Below are 18,536 nucleotides of genomic sequence, written 5' to 3'. Positions count from 1 at the left end.
GCCTCCATTGCATACAAATTAGCACCGAATGATAGCATATTTAATGCACATCACGCCAATACTCTTTCTTCAGCAGTACAAAAACAATCGTGAGTAAAACTAAGAAAGCCATTACCCACCAACCCAGTGCTTCACGCTCTAGTTTGACTGGATCTCCGGAGTATTCTAGGAAGTTCACTAAGTCACGAACTGCCATATCATACTCTTTGCTACTTAACTCACCACTGCCATCCGTTTCTATACCAACAACAACCGTTTTCTCTACACCATCAACTACCTGAACTTCAGTAATTGGCGTAGGAATACCTTGCAGCTCTTCAAGAACATGCGGCATACCAACACTTGGGAAAACAATGTTATTTACGCCAAATGTTTTACTTGGGTCAGTATAAAAAGTTCGTAGATACGTATACAGCCAATCCGCGCCACGCACTCTTGCAACCAAAGTCAAATCAGGCGGTGGAGCACCAAACCATTTAGCCGCTTCTTCATCTGGAATGGCATTTTCCATTAATTGGCCGATCTTCGCTTCAGGGTCAAACACCAAGTGCTCTTTCATCAGGTCCAACGGAATATCAAGATCCGTCGCCACTCGTTGAAAGCGCTGATACTGGGTTGAGTGACAACCAAAGCAGTAGTTCATGAATAACTTGGCGCCGTTTTGCAACGATGCTTTATCACTTAAATCATTATTCGCACTGTCTAAATGTACGTTACCGCCGGCAGCAAATGCCAATGAAGGTAACATAGTAAATAGTATTACAATCCACTTTTTCATTTGAATGTCACCCTCTCTGGTAATGGTTTTGTTTTTTCATATTTGCTGTAAATAAACAACAGCACAAAGAACATGAAATAACCTAAGCTAAAGAGACGAGCTAGCCATGTATACAAATCTGTTGCTGGCAGTGCACCTAGAACACCCAGTGCAATAAAGCTCACGGTGAATTGAACAATGTTAATTAAGTGAAGCTTGCTACGATAACGATATGAACGTACGTTGCAGCGATCCAACCAAGGAAGTAGGAACAACACAACAATTGCACCACCCATAGCGACAACACCTAATAGCTTATCAGGCACGGCACGTAAGATGGCATAGAATGGCGTAAAGTACCAAACCGGCGCAATATGTTCAGGTGTTTTCAGCGGGTTTGCTGCTTCAAAGTTTGGTGGCTCTAGGAAATAGCCTCCCATTTCTGGATTGAAGAATAACACGTAACAGAACAAGAATAAGAAGCCTGCAACACCAACCAGATCTTTTACCGTTCCATAAGGATGGAAAGGAATAGAATCGATGATGTCATACTTCTTGGTGTAGTATTTATGGAACTTAAATTGCGGCTCATAATCATCACCCATGCTACCTTTTGGCAGCTTGGTTTCGATACCATCAGGGTTATTTGATCCGACTTCATGCAGTGCCAATATGTGTAAAACCACAAGAAGCAACAACACAATAGGCAGGGCTACAACGTGTAATGCAAAGAAGCGGTTGAGTGTCGCTCCAGAGATAACATAGTCGCCACGAATCCATAATGTCAGGTCATCACCGATAACAGGGATGGCACCAAATAAGGAGATAATTACCTGCGCTCCCCAGTATGACATTTGTCCCCATGGCAATAGATAGCCCATAAACGCTTCAGCCATCAGCACCAAGAAGATCAACATACCAAAGATCCACAGCAGCTCACGAGGTTTTTGGTATGAACCGTAAATAAAGCCACGGAACATATGCAGATACACCACAACAAAGAACGCTGACGCGCCTGTTGAGTGCATGTAACGAAGCAACCATCCATACTCTACATCACGCATGATGTACTCTACAGATGCGAATGCGCCATCACCAGACGGTTCATAGCTCATCGTTAACCAAACACCAGTCAACAGTTGGTTAACCAGTACTAGCATCGCTAACGAGCCAAATAAATACCAAAAGTTAAAGTTCTTCGGCATTGGGTATTCTGATAAATGCTTTTTATAAGCATTCATCATGGGCAGACGTTTTTCAAACCATTCAGCTAGAGCTTGCATTAGGCTTCTCCCTCTTCATCTACACCAATCACAATTCTTGTATCACTCAAATACATGTGTTTTGGTATAACCAAGTTCAAAGGTGCAGGTACACCCTGGAACACACGGCCTGCCATATCAAATTTAGAGCCATGACATGGGCAGAAGAAACCAGACTTAACACCTTGAACCTGTTCATTAAAACTGTCAGGTAAATAGGTTGGTGAACAACCAAGGTGGGTACAAATACCAACAGCAACAAAGTACTCTGGTTTAATTGAACGATACGCATTTTGTGCGTAAAGGGGTTGTTGCTCTTCAGAAGATGACGGATCACGTAGTTCACCATCAATCTCATTCAGCGCATTCACTATTGATTCAGCTCGACGAACGACCCAAACAGGTTTACCACGCCATTCGACGCGAACCATTTGACCTTCTTCTAGCTTACTGATATCGACTTCAACGGGGGCACCCGCTGCTTTCGCTTTCTCACTTGGGTTCCAAGATTTAATAAAAGGAACAGCGACAGCGACAGCTCCTAAACCCCCAACAACCGCAGTTGTGGCAGTTAAGAAGCGCCTACGTCCACTGTTTAAAGGCGCATTGCTCATCCAACATATCTCCCATTTGCTCTGCTTTATTTTTTTCTATTCACAGGGCATGGCTAACAAAACTAATTTTATTCTACTTTTAGCGGTGAATAATAAGTAAAAAGACACCTTTTGTTAACATTTATAACAAAAATTCGTTCAGCGCTTCACAAAAACACTTATAGGATGAAAATAATGTCGCCCAAAACGGAGTAATCTTTTGATTCTGAATAATTAGCTTGATCAAATAAATATGTAAAAAAGGTGGGATTGTTACAAAATGTTCTGATATTTAGATACAAAAAAGCTCGGTATAAACCGAGCTTTTGATTCCACAATCCAGCAATAAAGCTGAAACGTAATCTTTGAAAAGATTAACGCTTAGAGAATTGTGGGCGACGACGTGCTTTACGTAGACCAACTTTCTTACGTTCTACTTGACGTGCGTCACGAGTAACGTATCCAGCTGCGCGTAGAGCAGGGCGTAGTGTTTCATCGTACTCCATAAGAGCGCGAGTGATACCGTGGCGGATCGCACCAGCTTGACCAGAAATACCACCACCTTTAACAGTGATGTATAGGTCTAGTTTTTCTAACATTTCAACTAACTCAAGTGGTTGACGAACAACCATACGAGAAGTTTCACGTCCAAAGTAAACATCAAGGCTACGCTTGTTGATTACGATGTTACCACTGCCTGGTTTAATGAAAACGCGAGCAGCTGAGCTTTTGCGACGACCAGTGCCGTAGTATTGATTCTCTGCCATTGTCATAATCCCCGATTAGATGTCTAGTACTGTTGGTTGTTGAGCAATATGGTTATGCTCAGCACCAGCGTAAACTTTAAGCTTACGGTACATTGCACGGCCTAGAGGACCACGTGGTAACATACCTTTAACAGCAAGCTCAAGAACCATCTCTGGTTTCTTATCAATTAGTTTTTCAAACGTAATTGATTTAAGACCACCAGGGAACTCAGAGTGACGGTAATACACTTTACCTTTAGCCTTGTTACCTGTTACAGCAACTTTCTCAGCATTGATAACGATGATGTAATCACCAGTGTCAACGTGAGGAGTGTATTCAGCTTTATGTTTGCCACGTAGGCGAGATGCAATTTCACTTGCTAGACGGCCAAGAGTTTTACCTTCAGCGTCTACAACATACCAGTCACGTTTTACTGTAGCTGGTTTAGCAACGAAAGTTTTCATGCTAATAATAACCCGTTAATTTAATTTTACACTTAAGGAGCTTTCGCTCCCACTGTCTAAGAGCCCATATCATCACCCCTTCGAGTGTTGGCACTCTCGGTCATATTAAAAAAAATAGACCTGCAGTAACGGTGGGTCGCAGGATTATAGAGAAGTGTGAGGGAAAAATCATCTATTTTTTAAGGAAATTTATAAATAATTCATTCTAAGAATTCACATCGAGTCCTTGAGTATAAAGGAGTGGACAGATGTCTCCGGGCAGAGTCACCAAGGAGAGCTAACCATCACCAAGTTAACTCCCCTTCTATCGATAATTAGGCGAGGTGCTCTTTAGCCAAATACTCGTGACTTTGCATTTCAACCAAGCGAGACAGACAACGCTTAAACTCAAACGTAAGTCCACCTTGATCATAAAGCTCTTGCGCCGCAACTTCAGCCGAAATAATCAACTTAACATTTCGTTCGTAAAACTCATCCACTAAGGCGATAAAACGACGAGCTGCATCATCTTGTGTCGCTGTCATCTGAATCACATCGGATAAAAGTACCGTATGGTACAGGCGAGAGATCTCAATATAGTCATTTTGGCTACGGGCCGTTTGACAGAGCTGAGCAAACGTCGCGTACAAAACCCCATCACACGCTTTGTTAATGGCAATATCTCGATGATTGATCTCGATTGAATGAGCAACGACTTTGCACTCACTAGTCAGTTGAGAGTAGTATTTATCGAGGTTTTCTGTAGCGGATTGATCCAAAGGAGAGTGGTAAATTTCTGCTTGCTCTAATGTTCTTAAACGATAATCAACGCCACCATCAACATTGATCACTTGGCAGTGCTGCTCTATAAGTTCAATCGCAGGTAAAAAACGTGCCCTTTGCAAACCATTTCGATACAGATCCTTCGGCGGAATATTCGACGTTGCAACAAGTACAATTCCTCGTTGAAATAGTGCTTGGAACAACGTCCCCAGTATCATGGCATCTGTTATATCTGAAACAAAAAACTCATCAAAACAGATAATGTCGGCTTCAGCAGTAAATATATCTGCTATATGTTCCAACGGGTCTGAAACTTCGCCAACGGTTTTTAGCTCATCATGCACTCTAAGCATAAAGCGATGAAAATGTACCCGCATAACACGGCTATTCGGTAAGGTTTCGCAAAACGTATCCATTAAGTAGGTTTTACCACGCCCTACTCCACCCCACATATAAATCCCTTGAGGCAAGGTAGCTTGCTCCACTTTTTTCCCAAGCAGCTTCTGCATGGTGGATAACTTTGCCACAGGGGCATCCAGATACGCTTTATAAGCGTGATAAAGCGCATCTAAAGCGGTTACCGCATTTTTTTGAGCAGTATCGATTTGAAAATTAAATTCACGTAGATCGCTTTCGTACTTTCTTAATGGTGTCATTACTAAATACCCAAGTTCCCTCTAACACATTTCCCGTTAACACATTTTTTCACTAACACATTGGTCGAATCTGTTACGTAATATCTTTATCAGATTGCTCAGTCATAGTAACATGCGCAAGAAACATGTGGTAAACAACATGTTAACCGACTCTATAATTAAGGAGCTTTTATGCCTTGGATTTTTGGATTATCAGGCTTATTAGTAGGCGCAATATTCGGCATTATTATTGCCCGCATTAAAACCCCTCAGTACAAAAAGCACCAACAGATGAAAAAAGAGCTGGAAACAGCCAAGTTTGAATTAGAACAACAACGACAAGAATTAACCGATCATTTCTCACAAACAGCAGAGATGCTCGATGTACTTGGAAAAGATTACACTAAGCTGTATCAACATCTGGCTAAGACATCTTCGGAGCTATTACCTAATCTTCCAGAGCAGGATAAGCCGTTTTCTAAAATCGTCACGCCACAAGAAGAACAAACGGAAGATCTTAACCTGCAACCTAAGGATTACGCGAATGGTGCGACTGGGTTGTTAACCCCTGAGAAAAAAGAGATCATCAAAGCACCTGACGTTGTAAAAACAGCATAAGTAAAAAAATTTGAACTAGATATAGGTTTTTTAGTCATATTCATCATGAGTAAAACGAGGAACATATGATGAAAAAACCTATGCTTGCATTCACTGCATTAGCGCTAAGTCTCAGTACAACACTAGCGCCGATGCCTGCAACCGCAGCTCTTCCCCTAAGCGTCGACAGTCAACAACTTCCAAGTTTAGCCCCAATGCTTGAGCAAGTTACACCCGCCGTAGTTAGCATTGCGGTAGAAGGCAAACACGTATCAAAACAACGTATTCCCGAAGCATTTCGCTATTTCTTTGGCCCAGACATGCCAGCAGAACAGACTCAAGAAAGACCATTTAGAGGTTTGGGCTCTGGTGTAATCATTAATGCTGACAAAGGACATATTGTCACGAACTACCACGTCATTAATGGTGCCGACAAAATCAAAGTACAACTTCATGATGGTCGTGAATATGATGCAGAGTTGATAGGTGGCGATCAGATGTCTGATATCGCCTTACTAAAACTTGAGCAAGCCAAAAACTTAACCGCGATTAAACTTGCAGACTCAGATTCCATTCGCGTCGGCGACTTTAGCGTTGCTATTGGTAACCCATTCGGTCTAGGACAGACAGTCACATCAGGTATCGTTTCAGCATTAGGCAGAAGTGGCCTTAATATAGAGAATTTTGAAAACTTCATCCAAACCGATGCCGCCATTAACAGTGGTAACTCCGGTGGTGCGCTTGTCAACTTACGTGGTGAATTAATCGGTATTAACACCGCCATACTTGGGCCTAATGGCGGCAACATAGGAATTGGATTCGCTATTCCATCAAACATGATGAAAAACTTAACGGAACAAATTGTTGAGTTTGGAGAAGTCAAACGCGGAATGTTAGGCGTACAAGGTGGTGAAGTCACCTCCGAGCTAGCAGAAGCTCTTGGCTACGAAGCGAGCAAGGGTGCCTTTGTTAGCCAAGTCGTAGCCGATAGTGCCGCAGATAAAGCTGGATTAGCCGCTGGAGACATCATTGTTTCCATCAACAAAAAAGAGATTGCGACATTTGGTGAGCTTAGAGCCAAAATTGCCACTCTAGGTGCAGGCAAGAAAGTCGCCATCGGTATTGTGAGAGACGGCAAGGCGATGAGCTTTGATGTGGTGTTAGGTGAAGCGGGTGACAGCAAAACCAAAGCAGATAAACTGCATGATGGCCTACAAGGAGCAGAGCTCAGCAATACGACTTCAGAAGATGAAGCTGAAGGTATTAAGGTAACCAACATAGAAAAAGGCTCTGCCGCAGAAGCGTATCAGCTGCAAAGTGGCGATATTATTCTTGGAGTGAATCGTAAGCGCGTCCGTAATCTTGGCGAGTTAAGAGCGATTCTGGAAGATAAGCCGAGCGTGTTAGCATTAAATGTACAACGAGATGGCAGAACCATTTATTTAGTTGTTCGTTAACTGTAAAACATTGATCACAAAAAGGAGCACGTATATATTCATTTATACGTGCTCTTTTTTTGTCATTGGTATTAAAAAAAGCAAAATGGTATCCTTGCCTGTTATATACACCAAACGATACTTTTCTGTTCTCCAGCATTGAGGAATACATGCTGAATTTTTTATTACGCTCAATTGGTTTAGGATTGGTCACCGCATTAGTCGTGCTGCTGGCATTCCCCTCTTTACGCTCAAATATTCTTCCCAACAATATTAACCCAACAGCAAACAACATTAGCGAACTGCAGATCTCATTCAATAATGCAGTAAGGCTTGCAGCACCTGCTGTGGTGAATATCTACAGTAGAAAATACACCTCTGAAGGGCAAAAAAACCTTCAAGTTCAAGGGCTGGGCTCTGGCGTTATTGTTAGTGATAAAGGCTATATCATTACTAACTTTCATGTGATTGCTCAAGCAGATGAGATTACGGTCGCCCTTCAGGATGGCAGAATTGCCAGCGGGCAACTGGTTGGTAAAGATCAACGCACAGACATTGCTGTATTGAGAATAGAAGAAAGCAACTTACCGACCATTCCATTGGATCCTAACTATAAAGCCAAAGTTGGTGATGTTGTTTTGGCCATAGGTAACCCATATAACTTAGGACAAACCACAACATTTGGCATTATCTCCGCCACAAGCCGTTCATCCATTAGCGCAGGCGGCCGCCAAGCGTTTATTCAAACAGATGCGGCAATTAACCAAGGAAACTCTGGGGGCGCACTGGTCAACACACAAGGTCAATTAGTCGGCATTAATACGGCTTCCTTCCAACAAGCGACCGATCTAGAAACTTACGGTATCTCGTTTGCGATTCCCTATGCATTAGCAAATAAAATCATGAACAAGATTATCGCTGATGGACGAGTGATTAGAGGCTATATCGGCGTTGATGGACAAGACGTCACCGCAATGACATCACGAATGTTAGGTGGCGACTATATTGGCGCAATTATCGTTTTAGGTATTGATGAGCAAGGCCCTGCAGCGTTAGCCGGATTCCAAAAAAACGATGTTATTATCAAAATAAATGGTCATAAAATTAGTGGCCGACAAAGCGTCATGGATACCGTCACCGATCTTCGTCCCGGCACAACGGTGGACGTCGATATTGTTCGTGATGGAAAAAGCATGACCTTGCCGGTTACCGTTGCAGAACTGCCTAACCCATAAAAAAGCCTACAAAAATCCCGACTCATTGGTCGGGATTTTTTATTATCTAGTTAAATAAATACCGTTCAGTACTTACTCATCTTCTGGCTCTTCTTTGCTCGCAACACTCGCCTGTTCAATTTCAATACTGGTCACGCGCTGTAACCCTCTTGGCAGCAATCCACCACGACGTCCGCGCTCACCTCTAAAGTTATCCAGATCAGCCGGTTTAAGCCCAAGTTTACGCTTACCTGCAAACAGAGTCACTGACGCTCCTTGAGGAATGGACAATAGGTGACAAACCATCTCTTCCCGGGCCTTAGATTTTGCTGCCGGAATATTAATGATCTTGTTACCTTTACCTTTACTCAATTGAGGTAGATCTTTGATTGGGAACAGCAACATCCGGCCAAGATTTGTTATAGCCAAAATCTCGTCATTATCTAAGTCTGCAATAGGGTTAGGTGTAATAACTGAGGAGTTCTCAGGTAAATTCACTAATGCCTTACCGCTGCGATTTTTCGACAGTAAGTCACCACCTTTACAAACAAAGCCATAACCTGCATCGGAGCCAACAAGCCACAGTTGAGTCTCCTCTCCCATAATAACCTGTCTTACATTCGTCCCTTCAGCGATGTTTAAGCGGCCTGTTATTGGCTCTCCTTGGCTTCTTGCCGACGGTAAAGAGTGAGACTCTAAAGAGTAACTTCGTCCATCAGAACCTAAGAAAACCGCTTGCTGATTACTCTTACCACACGCATGAGCAAGATAACCATCACCCGACTTATAGTTTAAGGAAGAGGCATCAACATCATGGCCTTTCGCATGACGAATCCAACCTTTTTCGGAAAGAACCACGGTGATCGCTTCACTTGGGATCAGATCTCGCTCAGTCAGTGCTTTGGCTTCACTTCGCTCAACCAATGGTGAACGACGGTCATCACCATATTTTTCCGCATCAGCTTTAATCTCTTTCTTGAGCAGTGTATTCATGCGACGCTCAGAACCTAGCAGCAGTTCCAGCTTGTTGCGCTCTTTCTCTAATTCTGACTGTTCGCCACGAATCTTCATCTCTTCTAATTTAGCAAGATTACGAAGTTTGGTGTCTAAAATAGCATCCGCTTGAATGTCACTGATACCAAAGCGCTCCATCAAAACAGCTTTGGGATCATCTTCGGTACGAATAATTTCAATCACTTCATCTAGGTTAAGATAAGCGATCAACAAACCTTCTAAAATATGTAACCGTGCTAGGATCTTATCTAGACGATATTGAACACGACGACGAACGGTTGCACGTCTAAACTCAATCCACTCAGATAAAATCTTGACCAAGCCTTTTACTTGAGGACGGTTATCTAGGCCAATCATATTGATATTGACCCTGAAACTTTTCTCTAGATCCGTTGAGGCGAACAGGTGATTCATCAACTGCTCACAATCCACACGGTTTGAACGGGCAACTACGACAATTCTGGTTGGGTTTTCGTGATCAGATTCATCACGAAGGTCATCAACCATCGGCAGTTTCTTCGCTCGCATTTGTGCGGCTATCTGTTCCAATAACTTAGCACCGGAAACTTGATGAGGCAGCGCGGTAATCACAATGTCATTACCTTCTTTATGCCATACCGCACGGGCTTTAATGCTTCCTCGGCCCGTTCTATATATTTTTTCCAGTTCTGATTTTGGTGAAATTATCTCAGCTTCAGTTGGGTAATCAGGCCCTTGAACATAGTTCAAAATATCAGGCAGTTGAGCCGATGGATGATCAATCAGATGAATGGTCGCTTCTGCCACTTCACGAATATTATGAGGTGGAATGTCTGTTGCCATACCAACGGCAATACCAGTAATACCATTCAGCAATATATGTGGTAAACGTGCCGGCAACATTTGTGGCTCTTTCATAGTGCCATCAAAGTTGGGTTGCCATTCAACCGTTCCTTGGCCTAGTTCACCAAGCAGCACCTCGGCAAACTTAGAAAGCTTGGCTTCGGTATAACGCATTGCCGCGAATGACTTAGGATCATCTGGCGCCCCCCAGTTACCTTGTCCATCGACAAGAGGGTAGCGATAAGAAAATGGTTGAGCCATTAATACCATGGCTTCATAACACGCTGAGTCGCCATGTGGGTGGTACTTACCCAGAACATCACCAACCGTACGAGCAGATTTCTTATATTTGGCCGCAGCAGAAAGACCAAGCTCAGACATAGCGTAAATAATACGGCGCTGAACCGGTTTTAAACCATCACCAATATAAGGTAACGCCCTATCCATAATTACGTACATAGAGTAATTAAGGTAGGCGTCTTCGGTAAATTTTCTTAGTGGCAGCTGTTCAACACCATCAAATGACATTTCTGTAGACATCAATTAAACCTCTGCTAAATCGCCGTTTGTTTGTAACCACGTCCGTCTATCATCGGCACGTTTCTTACCTAACAACATATCCATCATTTCATTAGTCAATTCACAATCATCAATGGTTAGCTGTACTAAACGACGAGTATTAGGATCCATAGTAGTTTCGCGCAATTGCAGTGGGTTCATCTCACCCAAACCTTTAAATCGCTGAACATTTATTTTCGCTTTCTTCTTACTCAAGCGTTCCAATACCCCTTCTTTTTCTTCTTCATCTAGGGCATAGAAAACTTCTTTTCCACAATCAATTCTAAATAGTGGTGGCATAGCGACATAAACATGTCCCGCCTCAACCAGAGCTCTAAAGTGTTTAACAAATAGGGCGCAAAGAAGCGTAGCGATATGCAAACCATCGGAGTCCGCATCCGCGAGTATACAAACTTTTCCGTAACGTAAACTTTCTAGATCATCACTATCCGGATCAATACCCAGCGCAACCGAGATATTGTGCACTTCCTGAGACGCTAACACCTGATCGGCAGACACTTCCCATGTATTTAGGATCTTACCGCGCAGCGGCATAATAGCTTGGAACTCACGGTCTCTCGCTTGTTTCGCTGAGCCGCCCGCCGAATCCCCTTCCACTAAGAACAGTTCTGTTCGGTTTAAATCTTGTACTGAACAATCCGTCAGCTTTCCTGGTAATGCAGGGCCTGATGCGATTTTCTTACGCACCACTTTCTTACTGGCTCGCATGCGTCGATGAGCATTGGCAATACACATCTCAGCCATCAATTCAGCGATTTGTGGTCTTTCATTTAGCCACAAGCTAAAGGCATCTTTCACCACACCCGACACAAATGCAGCACATTGACGAGACGATAAACGCTCTTTTGTCTGCCCAGCAAACTGAGGATCTTGCATTTTAATCGACAAAACATAAGAACAGCGGTCAAAAACATCATCCCCTGTTAGCTTAACGCCACGAGGCAGCAAGTTACGGAACTCGCAAAACTCTCGCATGGCATCTAACAAGCCTTGTCTCAAGCCATTTACATGTGTGCCACCAAGAGCAGTAGGTATCAAGTTAACGTAGCTTTCTGTAATCAGTTCGCCACCTTCCGGCTGCCAGATAATGGCCCAGTTGGCCGCTTCTGTTTCTGCTTTAAACTCACCCGTAAATGGCTGTTCTGGCAGTACGGTATAACCTTTTACACCTTCAGCTAAGTAGTCTTTTAAACCATCTTCATAAAGCCATTTATGTTCATTACCATTCACTTTATCGGTAAAAACAATCTCTAAACCGGGGCATAGAACGGCTTTTGCTCTCAAATTATTGATTAAGCGCGAAACAGAAAACTTAGCTGAGTCGAAATACTTGGCTTCTGGCCAGAAATGAACACTGGTACCTTTGTTGCGACGACCGCAGGTACCGATCACTTCAAGATCCGACACCTTATCGCCATGCTCAAAAGCAATGCTGTAAACTTGGCCATCTCTTCTTACCACCACTTCTACACGTTTTGACAAGGCGTTAACTACGGAGATACCTACACCATGCAAACCACCTGAAAACTGATAGCTTTTATTGGAAAATTTGCCACCAGCATGGAGCTTACAAAGTATCAATTCCACACCGGAGATTTTCTCTTCCGGGTGGATATCAACAGGCATTCCTCGTCCATCATCAATGACTTCCAATGATTGATCAGCGTGAAGGATGACTTGCACTTTAGAGGCGTGACCAGCCAAGGCTTCATCGACACTGTTGTCGATAACTTCTTGGCCTAAGTGGTTAGGACGTACGGTATCCGTATACATCCCTGGTCTGCGACGTACCGGCTCTAAGCCATTAAGAACCTCAATGGCTCCAGCATTATATTGTTCAGTCATAATACGGAATTATACTTCTTCAATTAGGGTTACTTTACCGTGAGAATATGATGTTTAAAACTCGGTCAGTTTCGCATTTAGCAGAAATGAGATTTTCTGAATATCGTTATTTCACGGGAAACAAGGAGAACATAGTCTGGAACAAGGCCGCTGTTGTCAAGCGCGTTGCTCACGGGATGGATATTTTTATGACCCATCCCCAATGCTTTTCATTTTAAAGCTGTAAAAAATTAACAATTTGTTGAGGGAATCGCTCAAATCCTTGAAAACTGTGGTCTCCACCTTTTTCAACGGTTTGCTTCGCATCGGCAAATTTATCCACCGCTTGACGATAATCGAGCACTTCGTCCCCTTCTTGCTGCAACAACCAAAAATCTTCAGCAGATTTTAGCTCTACAACATCTAAGCTTTTTAACGTGTCTATATGCTGCGCTTTCAAAACATAACGCTCATGGGTATAAGGGTTAACTTGTTCCCCAAGATAATCTTCTAACAACTCATACGGTTTGACCGCAGGATTTATCAATACGGCCTTAAAACCATAAAGGCTATTTAACCAAGTAGAGAGGTAACCGCCCAATGAGCTTCCGACAAGACCAATACGATATTCATCCTGATACTTTTCGACCAAGCTTATCAGCAACTCGCTGGCTTGCTCTGGAAAGCAAGGAAGTTGTGGGATAACGACCTTAATATCACGTCGGTGAGTCTCACAATAGCTTTTCATCTCATTCGCTTTCAACGATAACGGAGAACTATTAAACCCATGAATATAAAGTAACAGGGATGGCTTCATTAATAACCACCTGAAGTAAAGTCAGGAGAGAAGCGACCATTTTGTAGTCGAAAAACCTCGGTTTCTAATCGACCATCATCAAACAAATTTAGCATTCTCCAACCGGGAGAAAGCGCATCTAGAGCAAAATCGTCAGAATCAGGTTTAAATTGAACACAAGTTGAGGGGGTCGTAATCACTCTAACGCCATTATGGCGTTCATCATAGTCTTGGTGAACATGCCCGCTTAAAAGTGCTTTAACGTTGCTGTGCTTCGCCAGTATGGCCCAAAGATCCTGCGCTTCTGTCAATGTATGCTGATCCAACCAAGCACTACCGACAGGAATAGGATGATGATGCAAAAGTACTAACGAATGTAAAGAAGGGTTTTCAGACAGCTTATTATCCAAAAATTCCAGCTGTGTTTCACTTAGTCTACCGTGAGGAACACCCACAACTTGGCTGTCTAGCAATATCACTTGCCAATGCTCACCAGCAAAGAAATGATTCTCAGAACGAATTTGTTCAGAAGGGATAACACTATGCATACTTGGTTTAAAATCATGATTACCCGGTAACCAAAAGCAAGGTTTCTCCAGCGGCTCTATACCTTGCTCAAAGCGTTGATAAGACTCTACGCTATGATCTTGTGAAATATCACCAGTGGCGAGTATCGCATCAAAACTCTGCTTATTAAGCACAATTTCATCAACAACTGCGCGAAAGCTATCAAAAGTATTCACGCTCAATAAGCAGCCGTTTTTATCAGAAAACAGGTGAGTATCTGTAATCTGTAAAAGCTGTACTTTGTGATTATTTTTGCTTGCTGATAGTTTCAAAATAGTAAACCTAATGTTCCTTCAATCATTATAAATGCTGTTCTAGTTACTGCTACTGGCACAGATAGCTGTTTTTGCGTTTACTTTATAACGCCTATATTTCTAAAAAATCGGTGCCCGACTGATGCCATTTTTTAAACAAAATGATAACCAGTCACTTAAAAAACGATTTAGCTGAAGTTTCTCATCCTTCTGCATCATTTTTTTGTTTGGGTAATCATATCGGGCTTGTACCCTAGAGATCTGCTCACTAGCACACACTTCCGCAACTCTAGCATCATGATATAGCCTTACCGTCATCTTCGGCAGTGGAAAAACTGGATTTTCATCACACTGGCTAACATCAATCAAGGTGGTGTATTTGGTCACTTCCACAACATCAAGTTGATAAGAAAGCGCAATCACTTGATAAGAGCGACTATCTCCAACACTCGGTTGGTTAGGCAAAAGTGCGTTTAACTTTGCATAATTTGTTTCATATATCCGCATCAACTCAGCGAGATCAACATGATACGGTTTGCTTGACGCTAAATTTGCCATTGCGATAATAATTCTTCTCTATTCAATTCAAGCCATTGCAATGCAATTATTGAGGCACCATTCTCAATTTTTCCATTTTTCACCATAGAATATGCTTGTTCACGGCTCATAACATGGACTTGAATATCTTCATTTTCATACTCTAAACCATGAACACCGCTCGCGGTTGATGCGTCAACTTGACCGACGAAAACATCTAATCGCTCAGAGCAACCTCCCGAAGAAGGGTAATAATTGGTAATTGGCGAAAGTTGACGTACCTCTACTCCTGCCTCTTCCATTGCTTCTCTTCTCACTAAGTCTTCAACACTCTCTTCTGCATCCATGATCCCGGCAACAATCTCAAACTGCCATGGATTTTCATGCTCAAGAGCGCCAACACGAACCTGCTCTATCAATACCACTTCATCGCGAATCGGGTCATAAGGCAACATAGCCGCGGCATGACCTCGCTCAAACAGCTCTCTTTCTATAGGCTCGCTCCAACCACCAGCAAATAGCTTGTGTCTAAATGTCAGCTTAACCATTTGAAAGAAACCTCGGAATAACCTCTCTTTTGAGATAATTTCTACATCGTTCGGTGTATATTGAGATTTCATGATGAGTGTTAGATCCTATAGTTCATAATTGAGTTATTTAATCATAGAGTATCTTTCCCACCAATGATAAGCCTCAACTTTTTTAATAAATACTAAAAATTTCTTTGGGTAAACAAGATATTTATTGCACAACCGGACAATAAAGTGTAAAAAAGCGCAAAGATTAACGCCAAAACATGACAGTTTAGGTTAAACTCTTGAAGATTCGACTATAAATAAGGCAGGAAAAAACCGATGAAAAAGCTGCTACCTTTGATTATCAGCGTCACACTCAGTAGTGTTGCTAGCTACTCTATGGCAGATGATCTTGCTGGTATCTATAACCTAGCAAAAGAAAATGACCCAACATTATTACGTACAGCTGCTCAAAAAGATGCGGCATTTGAAGCGATAACGTCTAGCCGTAGTTCACTTCTTCCACAAATCAATCTTACGGCAAACTATGACATCAACCGTAGTGATGTAAATAGCCGAGAAAGTAACCTATTTGGTGCTGGCGTAGGGTTTACTCAACAGTTGTATAAACGCTCTAGCTGGATCACATTAGACACAGCAGAAAAAACCGCTCGTAAAGCTGATGCTCAATATGCAGAAGAGCAACAGGGTTTGATTTTACGTGTTTCTACTGCGTACTTTGAAGTATTAAGAGCGCAAGATAGCCTAGAATTTGTTCGAGCAGAAAAAGCGGCGGTTGGACGCCAACTTGAACAGACTAAACAACGTTTTGAAGTTGGCCTATCTGCCATTACAGATGTGCACGATGCTCAAGCTCAGTTCGATACTGTATTAGCCAATGAAGTCGTAAGCGAAAACGCTTTAATCAACAGCTACGAAGCGTTACGTGAAATTACTGGGCAGGAACATACTGATCTAAACATTCTCGACACGAAGAGTTTCTCCGCTGAAAAAAGCCAAGAATCACCTCAACAGCTGTTAGAGATGGCTCAAACACAAAACTTAACGCTACTGCGTGCTCGTATCGCTCAAGATATCGCTCGAGACAACATCTCTCTAGCGAGCTCAGGTCATTTACCAGAGTTATCTCTGGACGGTTCATACAGACGCTCAGATCAAACAGAAAGCGCAAATGACTTTGATGCTAACGATTTCAATATCGGTCTAAACTTAGCGATTCCACTTTACACTGGTGGTAACGTTACTTCTCAGGTTAAACAAGCTGAGTACAACTACGTAGTAGAAAGTGAAAACCTAGAAGCGAGCTATCGTAAAGTTGTCACTTCGGTTCGCAGCACCAATAACGATATTAATGCTACCATTGGTACTATTCGAGCTTATGAGCAGTCGGTTGTTTCTGCTAGGTCTGCTTTAGAAGCAACAGAAGCAGGGTTTGATGTAGGTACTCGTACTATCGTTGATGTACTGGATTCAACAAGACGTCTATATGATGCTAACCGTAATCTAGCTAACGCTCGTTACAACTACATTATTAGCGTATTAAAGCTTCGTAATGCCGTTGGTTCACTGAGTGAACAAGATATCATTGATATCAACGCCAGCTTGATGAAAGCAAATTAAAAGCACTTTAAATAGAAAAGGGGCCAGATAACTTATCTGGCCCCTTCTTTTTTAACTAAAATCTGTGCCGTGTAACCATCTACTCTTTGCCACCTTTGATGGCTTTAATGATTTCAGTAGTAGAAACACCCTCTTCAAAGTTAAGCACCTTAACTTCACCGCCAGCGGCAATAACTTCGTCACCACCCGCAATTTCGTGAGGTTTATAATCGCCACCTTTCACTAGCAAGCTAGGCAATACTTCAGAAATAAGACGTTGTGGCGTATCTTCTTCAAAAGGCACCACCCAATCAACGGCACCCAAACCGGCTAGAACGGCCATTCGTCTTTCTGTTGGATTAACTGGACGACCCGGTCCTTTTAATCGCTTAACGGAATCGTCACTATTTACAGCAACAATCAAACGGTCACCAAGTTCAGCCGCATGATTAAGATAAGAGACATGTCCGGCATGTAAAATGTCAAAGCAGCCATTTGTCATAACCACTTTCTCACCTTTTGAACGGGCTTTCTTCACCGCTTCAATTAAAGCGCTTTCAGTAATCACACCATAGTCAGTATCCTGACTACCGTGAATGGCTTCCGCAAGCTCAATAGTCGATAGCGTAGAAGTACCGAGTTTTCCAACAACAACACCTGCAGCTGCATTGGCTAATGCACACGCTTCATCAAGAGGCTTACCTGCCGCTACCGAAGCAGCAAGAACGGAAATCACCGTATCACCGGCACCGGTCACATCAAAAACTTCTTTGGCTAATGTAGGCAGATGAAAAGGCTCTTCGCCTTTACGCAATAGCGTCATCCCATGTTCGCTACGAGTCACCAGTAAGGCTTCAAAATCGTAACGTTCGATCAGGTCCAGTCCTTTTTCAACCAGTTGCTGTTCATCTTCTACTTTACCGACAACTAACTCGAACTCGGCCATGTTAGGGGTCAACAATGTCGCGCCACGATAGCGTTCAAAGTCTGCCCCTTTCGGATCAATAAACACAGGTAAACCAGCTGCGCGTGCCTTTTGGATTAAAGCTTGAACGTGCTCTAATGCGCCTTTGGCATAGTCTGATAGCACAACCGATTGTACATTTGGTAGTGCCGTCTCCATTTGCGCTAACATAAGTTCCGGATCAACACCTGTAAACTTATCTTCAAAATCTAATCGAATCATCTGCTGTCCACGGCTCATCACTCGTAATTTAGTGATGGTTGGGAACTCAGCCAATGGTACAAACTGACAATTTACTTTTAGTGAACTTAAGGTGTTGGTGAGAACCTGTGCTGGCTCATCTTCACCAACCAAACCAATTACCGTTGCCTTACCACTGAGTGCAGCAATGTTCATTGCCACGTTAGCTGCACCACCCGGTCGCTCTTCATTATCTTCAACTTTAACTACAGGGACGGGAGCTTCAGGTGAGATACGTCCCGTTGGGCCGTACCAATACCTATCTAGCATGACATCACCAATAATAAGCACACCCGATTGACTGTAATCCGGCAATATCGGTTTCATAAGGTTCTCC

The 18,536-nt window shown here is 42.8% G+C and carries 17 protein-coding genes; 4 read left to right on the top strand and 13 right to left on the bottom strand.

Annotation, left to right across the window (positions count from 1 at the left end; translation table 11 throughout):
* Positions 1 to 40: 40 nt before the first annotated feature.
* The 6 genes from F0227_RS07860 to zapE form a co-directional block, all read right to left on the bottom strand.
* Positions 41 to 778, bottom strand: coding sequence for a cytochrome c1 (locus tag F0227_RS07860; RefSeq protein WP_171752648.1), 738 nt, complete (start codon positions 776 to 778; stop codon positions 41 to 43).
* Positions 775 to 2,040, bottom strand: a complete 1,266-nt coding sequence (locus F0227_RS07855; protein WP_171752647.1) for a cytochrome bc complex cytochrome b subunit — start codon at positions 2,038 to 2,040, stop codon at positions 775 to 777. The genes F0227_RS07860 and F0227_RS07855 overlap by 4 nt, the downstream gene beginning before the upstream one ends.
* Positions 2,040 to 2,633 (bottom strand): ubiquinol-cytochrome c reductase iron-sulfur subunit, encoded by a 594-nt coding sequence (gene petA, locus F0227_RS07850; protein ID WP_171752646.1) that lies wholly within the window; start codon positions 2,631 to 2,633, stop codon positions 2,040 to 2,042. The genes F0227_RS07855 and petA overlap by 1 nt, the downstream gene beginning before the upstream one ends.
* 353 nt (positions 2,634 to 2,986) lie before the next feature.
* A complete protein-coding gene (rpsI, locus tag F0227_RS07845) occupies positions 2,987 to 3,379 on the bottom strand; it encodes a 30S ribosomal protein S9 (RefSeq protein WP_171752645.1) in 393 nt (130 codons plus the stop codon).
* A 15-nt stretch (positions 3,380 to 3,394) separates the two neighbouring features.
* Positions 3,395 to 3,823: a 50S ribosomal protein L13 gene (gene rplM, locus F0227_RS07840; RefSeq protein ID WP_171752644.1), complete on the bottom strand. Its 429-nt coding sequence runs from the start codon at positions 3,821 to 3,823 to the stop codon at positions 3,395 to 3,397.
* 314 nt (positions 3,824 to 4,137) lie between these two features.
* Entirely contained in the window at positions 4,138 to 5,241 is a 1,104-nt protein-coding gene (gene zapE / locus F0227_RS07835; RefSeq protein ID WP_171752643.1) for a cell division protein ZapE, read from the bottom strand.
* A gap of 171 nt (positions 5,242 to 5,412) precedes the next feature.
* Between zapE and zapG the strand changes: the two genes are divergently transcribed.
* The 3 genes from zapG (at position 5,413) to degS (ending at position 8,488) form a co-directional block, all read left to right on the top strand.
* Positions 5,413 to 5,838, top strand: a complete 426-nt coding sequence (gene zapG / locus F0227_RS07830) for a Z-ring associated protein ZapG (protein WP_171752642.1) — start codon at positions 5,413 to 5,415, stop codon at positions 5,836 to 5,838.
* A gap of 68 nt (positions 5,839 to 5,906) precedes the next feature.
* Entirely contained in the window at positions 5,907 to 7,274 is a 1,368-nt protein-coding gene (locus F0227_RS07825) for a Do family serine endopeptidase (RefSeq protein ID WP_171752641.1), read from the top strand.
* 149 nt (positions 7,275 to 7,423) lie between these two features.
* On the top strand, positions 7,424 to 8,488 hold the full coding sequence (degS, locus tag F0227_RS07820) for an outer membrane-stress sensor serine endopeptidase DegS (protein WP_171752640.1): 1,065 nt from the start codon (positions 7,424 to 7,426) through the stop codon (positions 8,486 to 8,488).
* A 72-nt stretch (positions 8,489 to 8,560) separates the two neighbouring features.
* On the opposite strand, the gene parC is transcribed toward degS, so the two are convergent.
* From parC to nudF, 6 genes are all read right to left on the bottom strand, one after another.
* The gene (gene parC, locus F0227_RS07815) at positions 8,561 to 10,843 is read right to left on the bottom strand and encodes a DNA topoisomerase IV subunit A (RefSeq protein ID WP_171752639.1); all 2,283 of its coding nucleotides are present in this window, start codon (positions 10,841 to 10,843) and stop codon (positions 8,561 to 8,563) included.
* Between the two features lie 3 nt (positions 10,844 to 10,846).
* Positions 10,847 to 12,727 carry a DNA topoisomerase IV subunit B gene (parE, locus tag F0227_RS07810; protein ID WP_171752638.1) on the bottom strand — a complete coding sequence of 627 codons (1,881 nt, stop codon included), beginning with the start codon at positions 12,725 to 12,727 and terminating at the stop codon, positions 10,847 to 10,849.
* Positions 12,728 to 12,941: 214 nt separating this feature from the next.
* Positions 12,942 to 13,523: an esterase YqiA gene (yqiA, locus tag F0227_RS07805; protein WP_171752637.1), complete on the bottom strand. Its 582-nt coding sequence runs from the start codon at positions 13,521 to 13,523 to the stop codon at positions 12,942 to 12,944.
* The gene (gene cpdA / locus F0227_RS07800) at positions 13,523 to 14,341 is read right to left on the bottom strand and encodes a 3',5'-cyclic-AMP phosphodiesterase (protein ID WP_171752636.1); all 819 of its coding nucleotides are present in this window, start codon (positions 14,339 to 14,341) and stop codon (positions 13,523 to 13,525) included. Before cpdA ends, yqiA begins: the two co-directional genes overlap by 1 nt.
* A gap of 102 nt (positions 14,342 to 14,443) precedes the next feature.
* Positions 14,444 to 14,881, bottom strand: a complete 438-nt coding sequence (locus F0227_RS07795) for a DUF1249 family protein (protein ID WP_171752635.1) — start codon at positions 14,879 to 14,881, stop codon at positions 14,444 to 14,446.
* A complete protein-coding gene (nudF, locus tag F0227_RS07790) occupies positions 14,869 to 15,480 on the bottom strand; it encodes an ADP-ribose diphosphatase (protein ID WP_171752634.1) in 612 nt (203 codons plus the stop codon). The genes F0227_RS07795 and nudF overlap by 13 nt, the downstream gene beginning before the upstream one ends.
* Before the next feature lie 234 nt (positions 15,481 to 15,714).
* Between nudF and tolC the strand changes: the two genes are divergently transcribed.
* Positions 15,715 to 17,016, top strand: coding sequence for an outer membrane channel protein TolC (tolC, locus tag F0227_RS07785; RefSeq protein ID WP_171752633.1), 1,302 nt, complete (start codon positions 15,715 to 15,717; stop codon positions 17,014 to 17,016).
* 79 nt (positions 17,017 to 17,095) lie between these two features.
* Here tolC and hldE read toward each other — a convergent pair whose 3' ends face one another.
* Positions 17,096 to 18,526 carry a bifunctional D-glycero-beta-D-manno-heptose-7-phosphate kinase/D-glycero-beta-D-manno-heptose 1-phosphate adenylyltransferase HldE gene (hldE, locus tag F0227_RS07780; RefSeq protein WP_171752632.1) on the bottom strand — a complete coding sequence of 477 codons (1,431 nt, stop codon included), beginning with the start codon at positions 18,524 to 18,526 and terminating at the stop codon, positions 17,096 to 17,098.
* Positions 18,527 to 18,536 lie beyond the last annotated feature (10 nt).

The sequence above is a fragment of the Vibrio sp. 99-8-1 genome (assembly GCF_013114595.1).
GTDB lineage: Bacteria > Pseudomonadota > Gammaproteobacteria > Enterobacterales > Vibrionaceae > Vibrio.
This window is presented reverse-complemented; position numbering and strand designations above follow the sequence as displayed.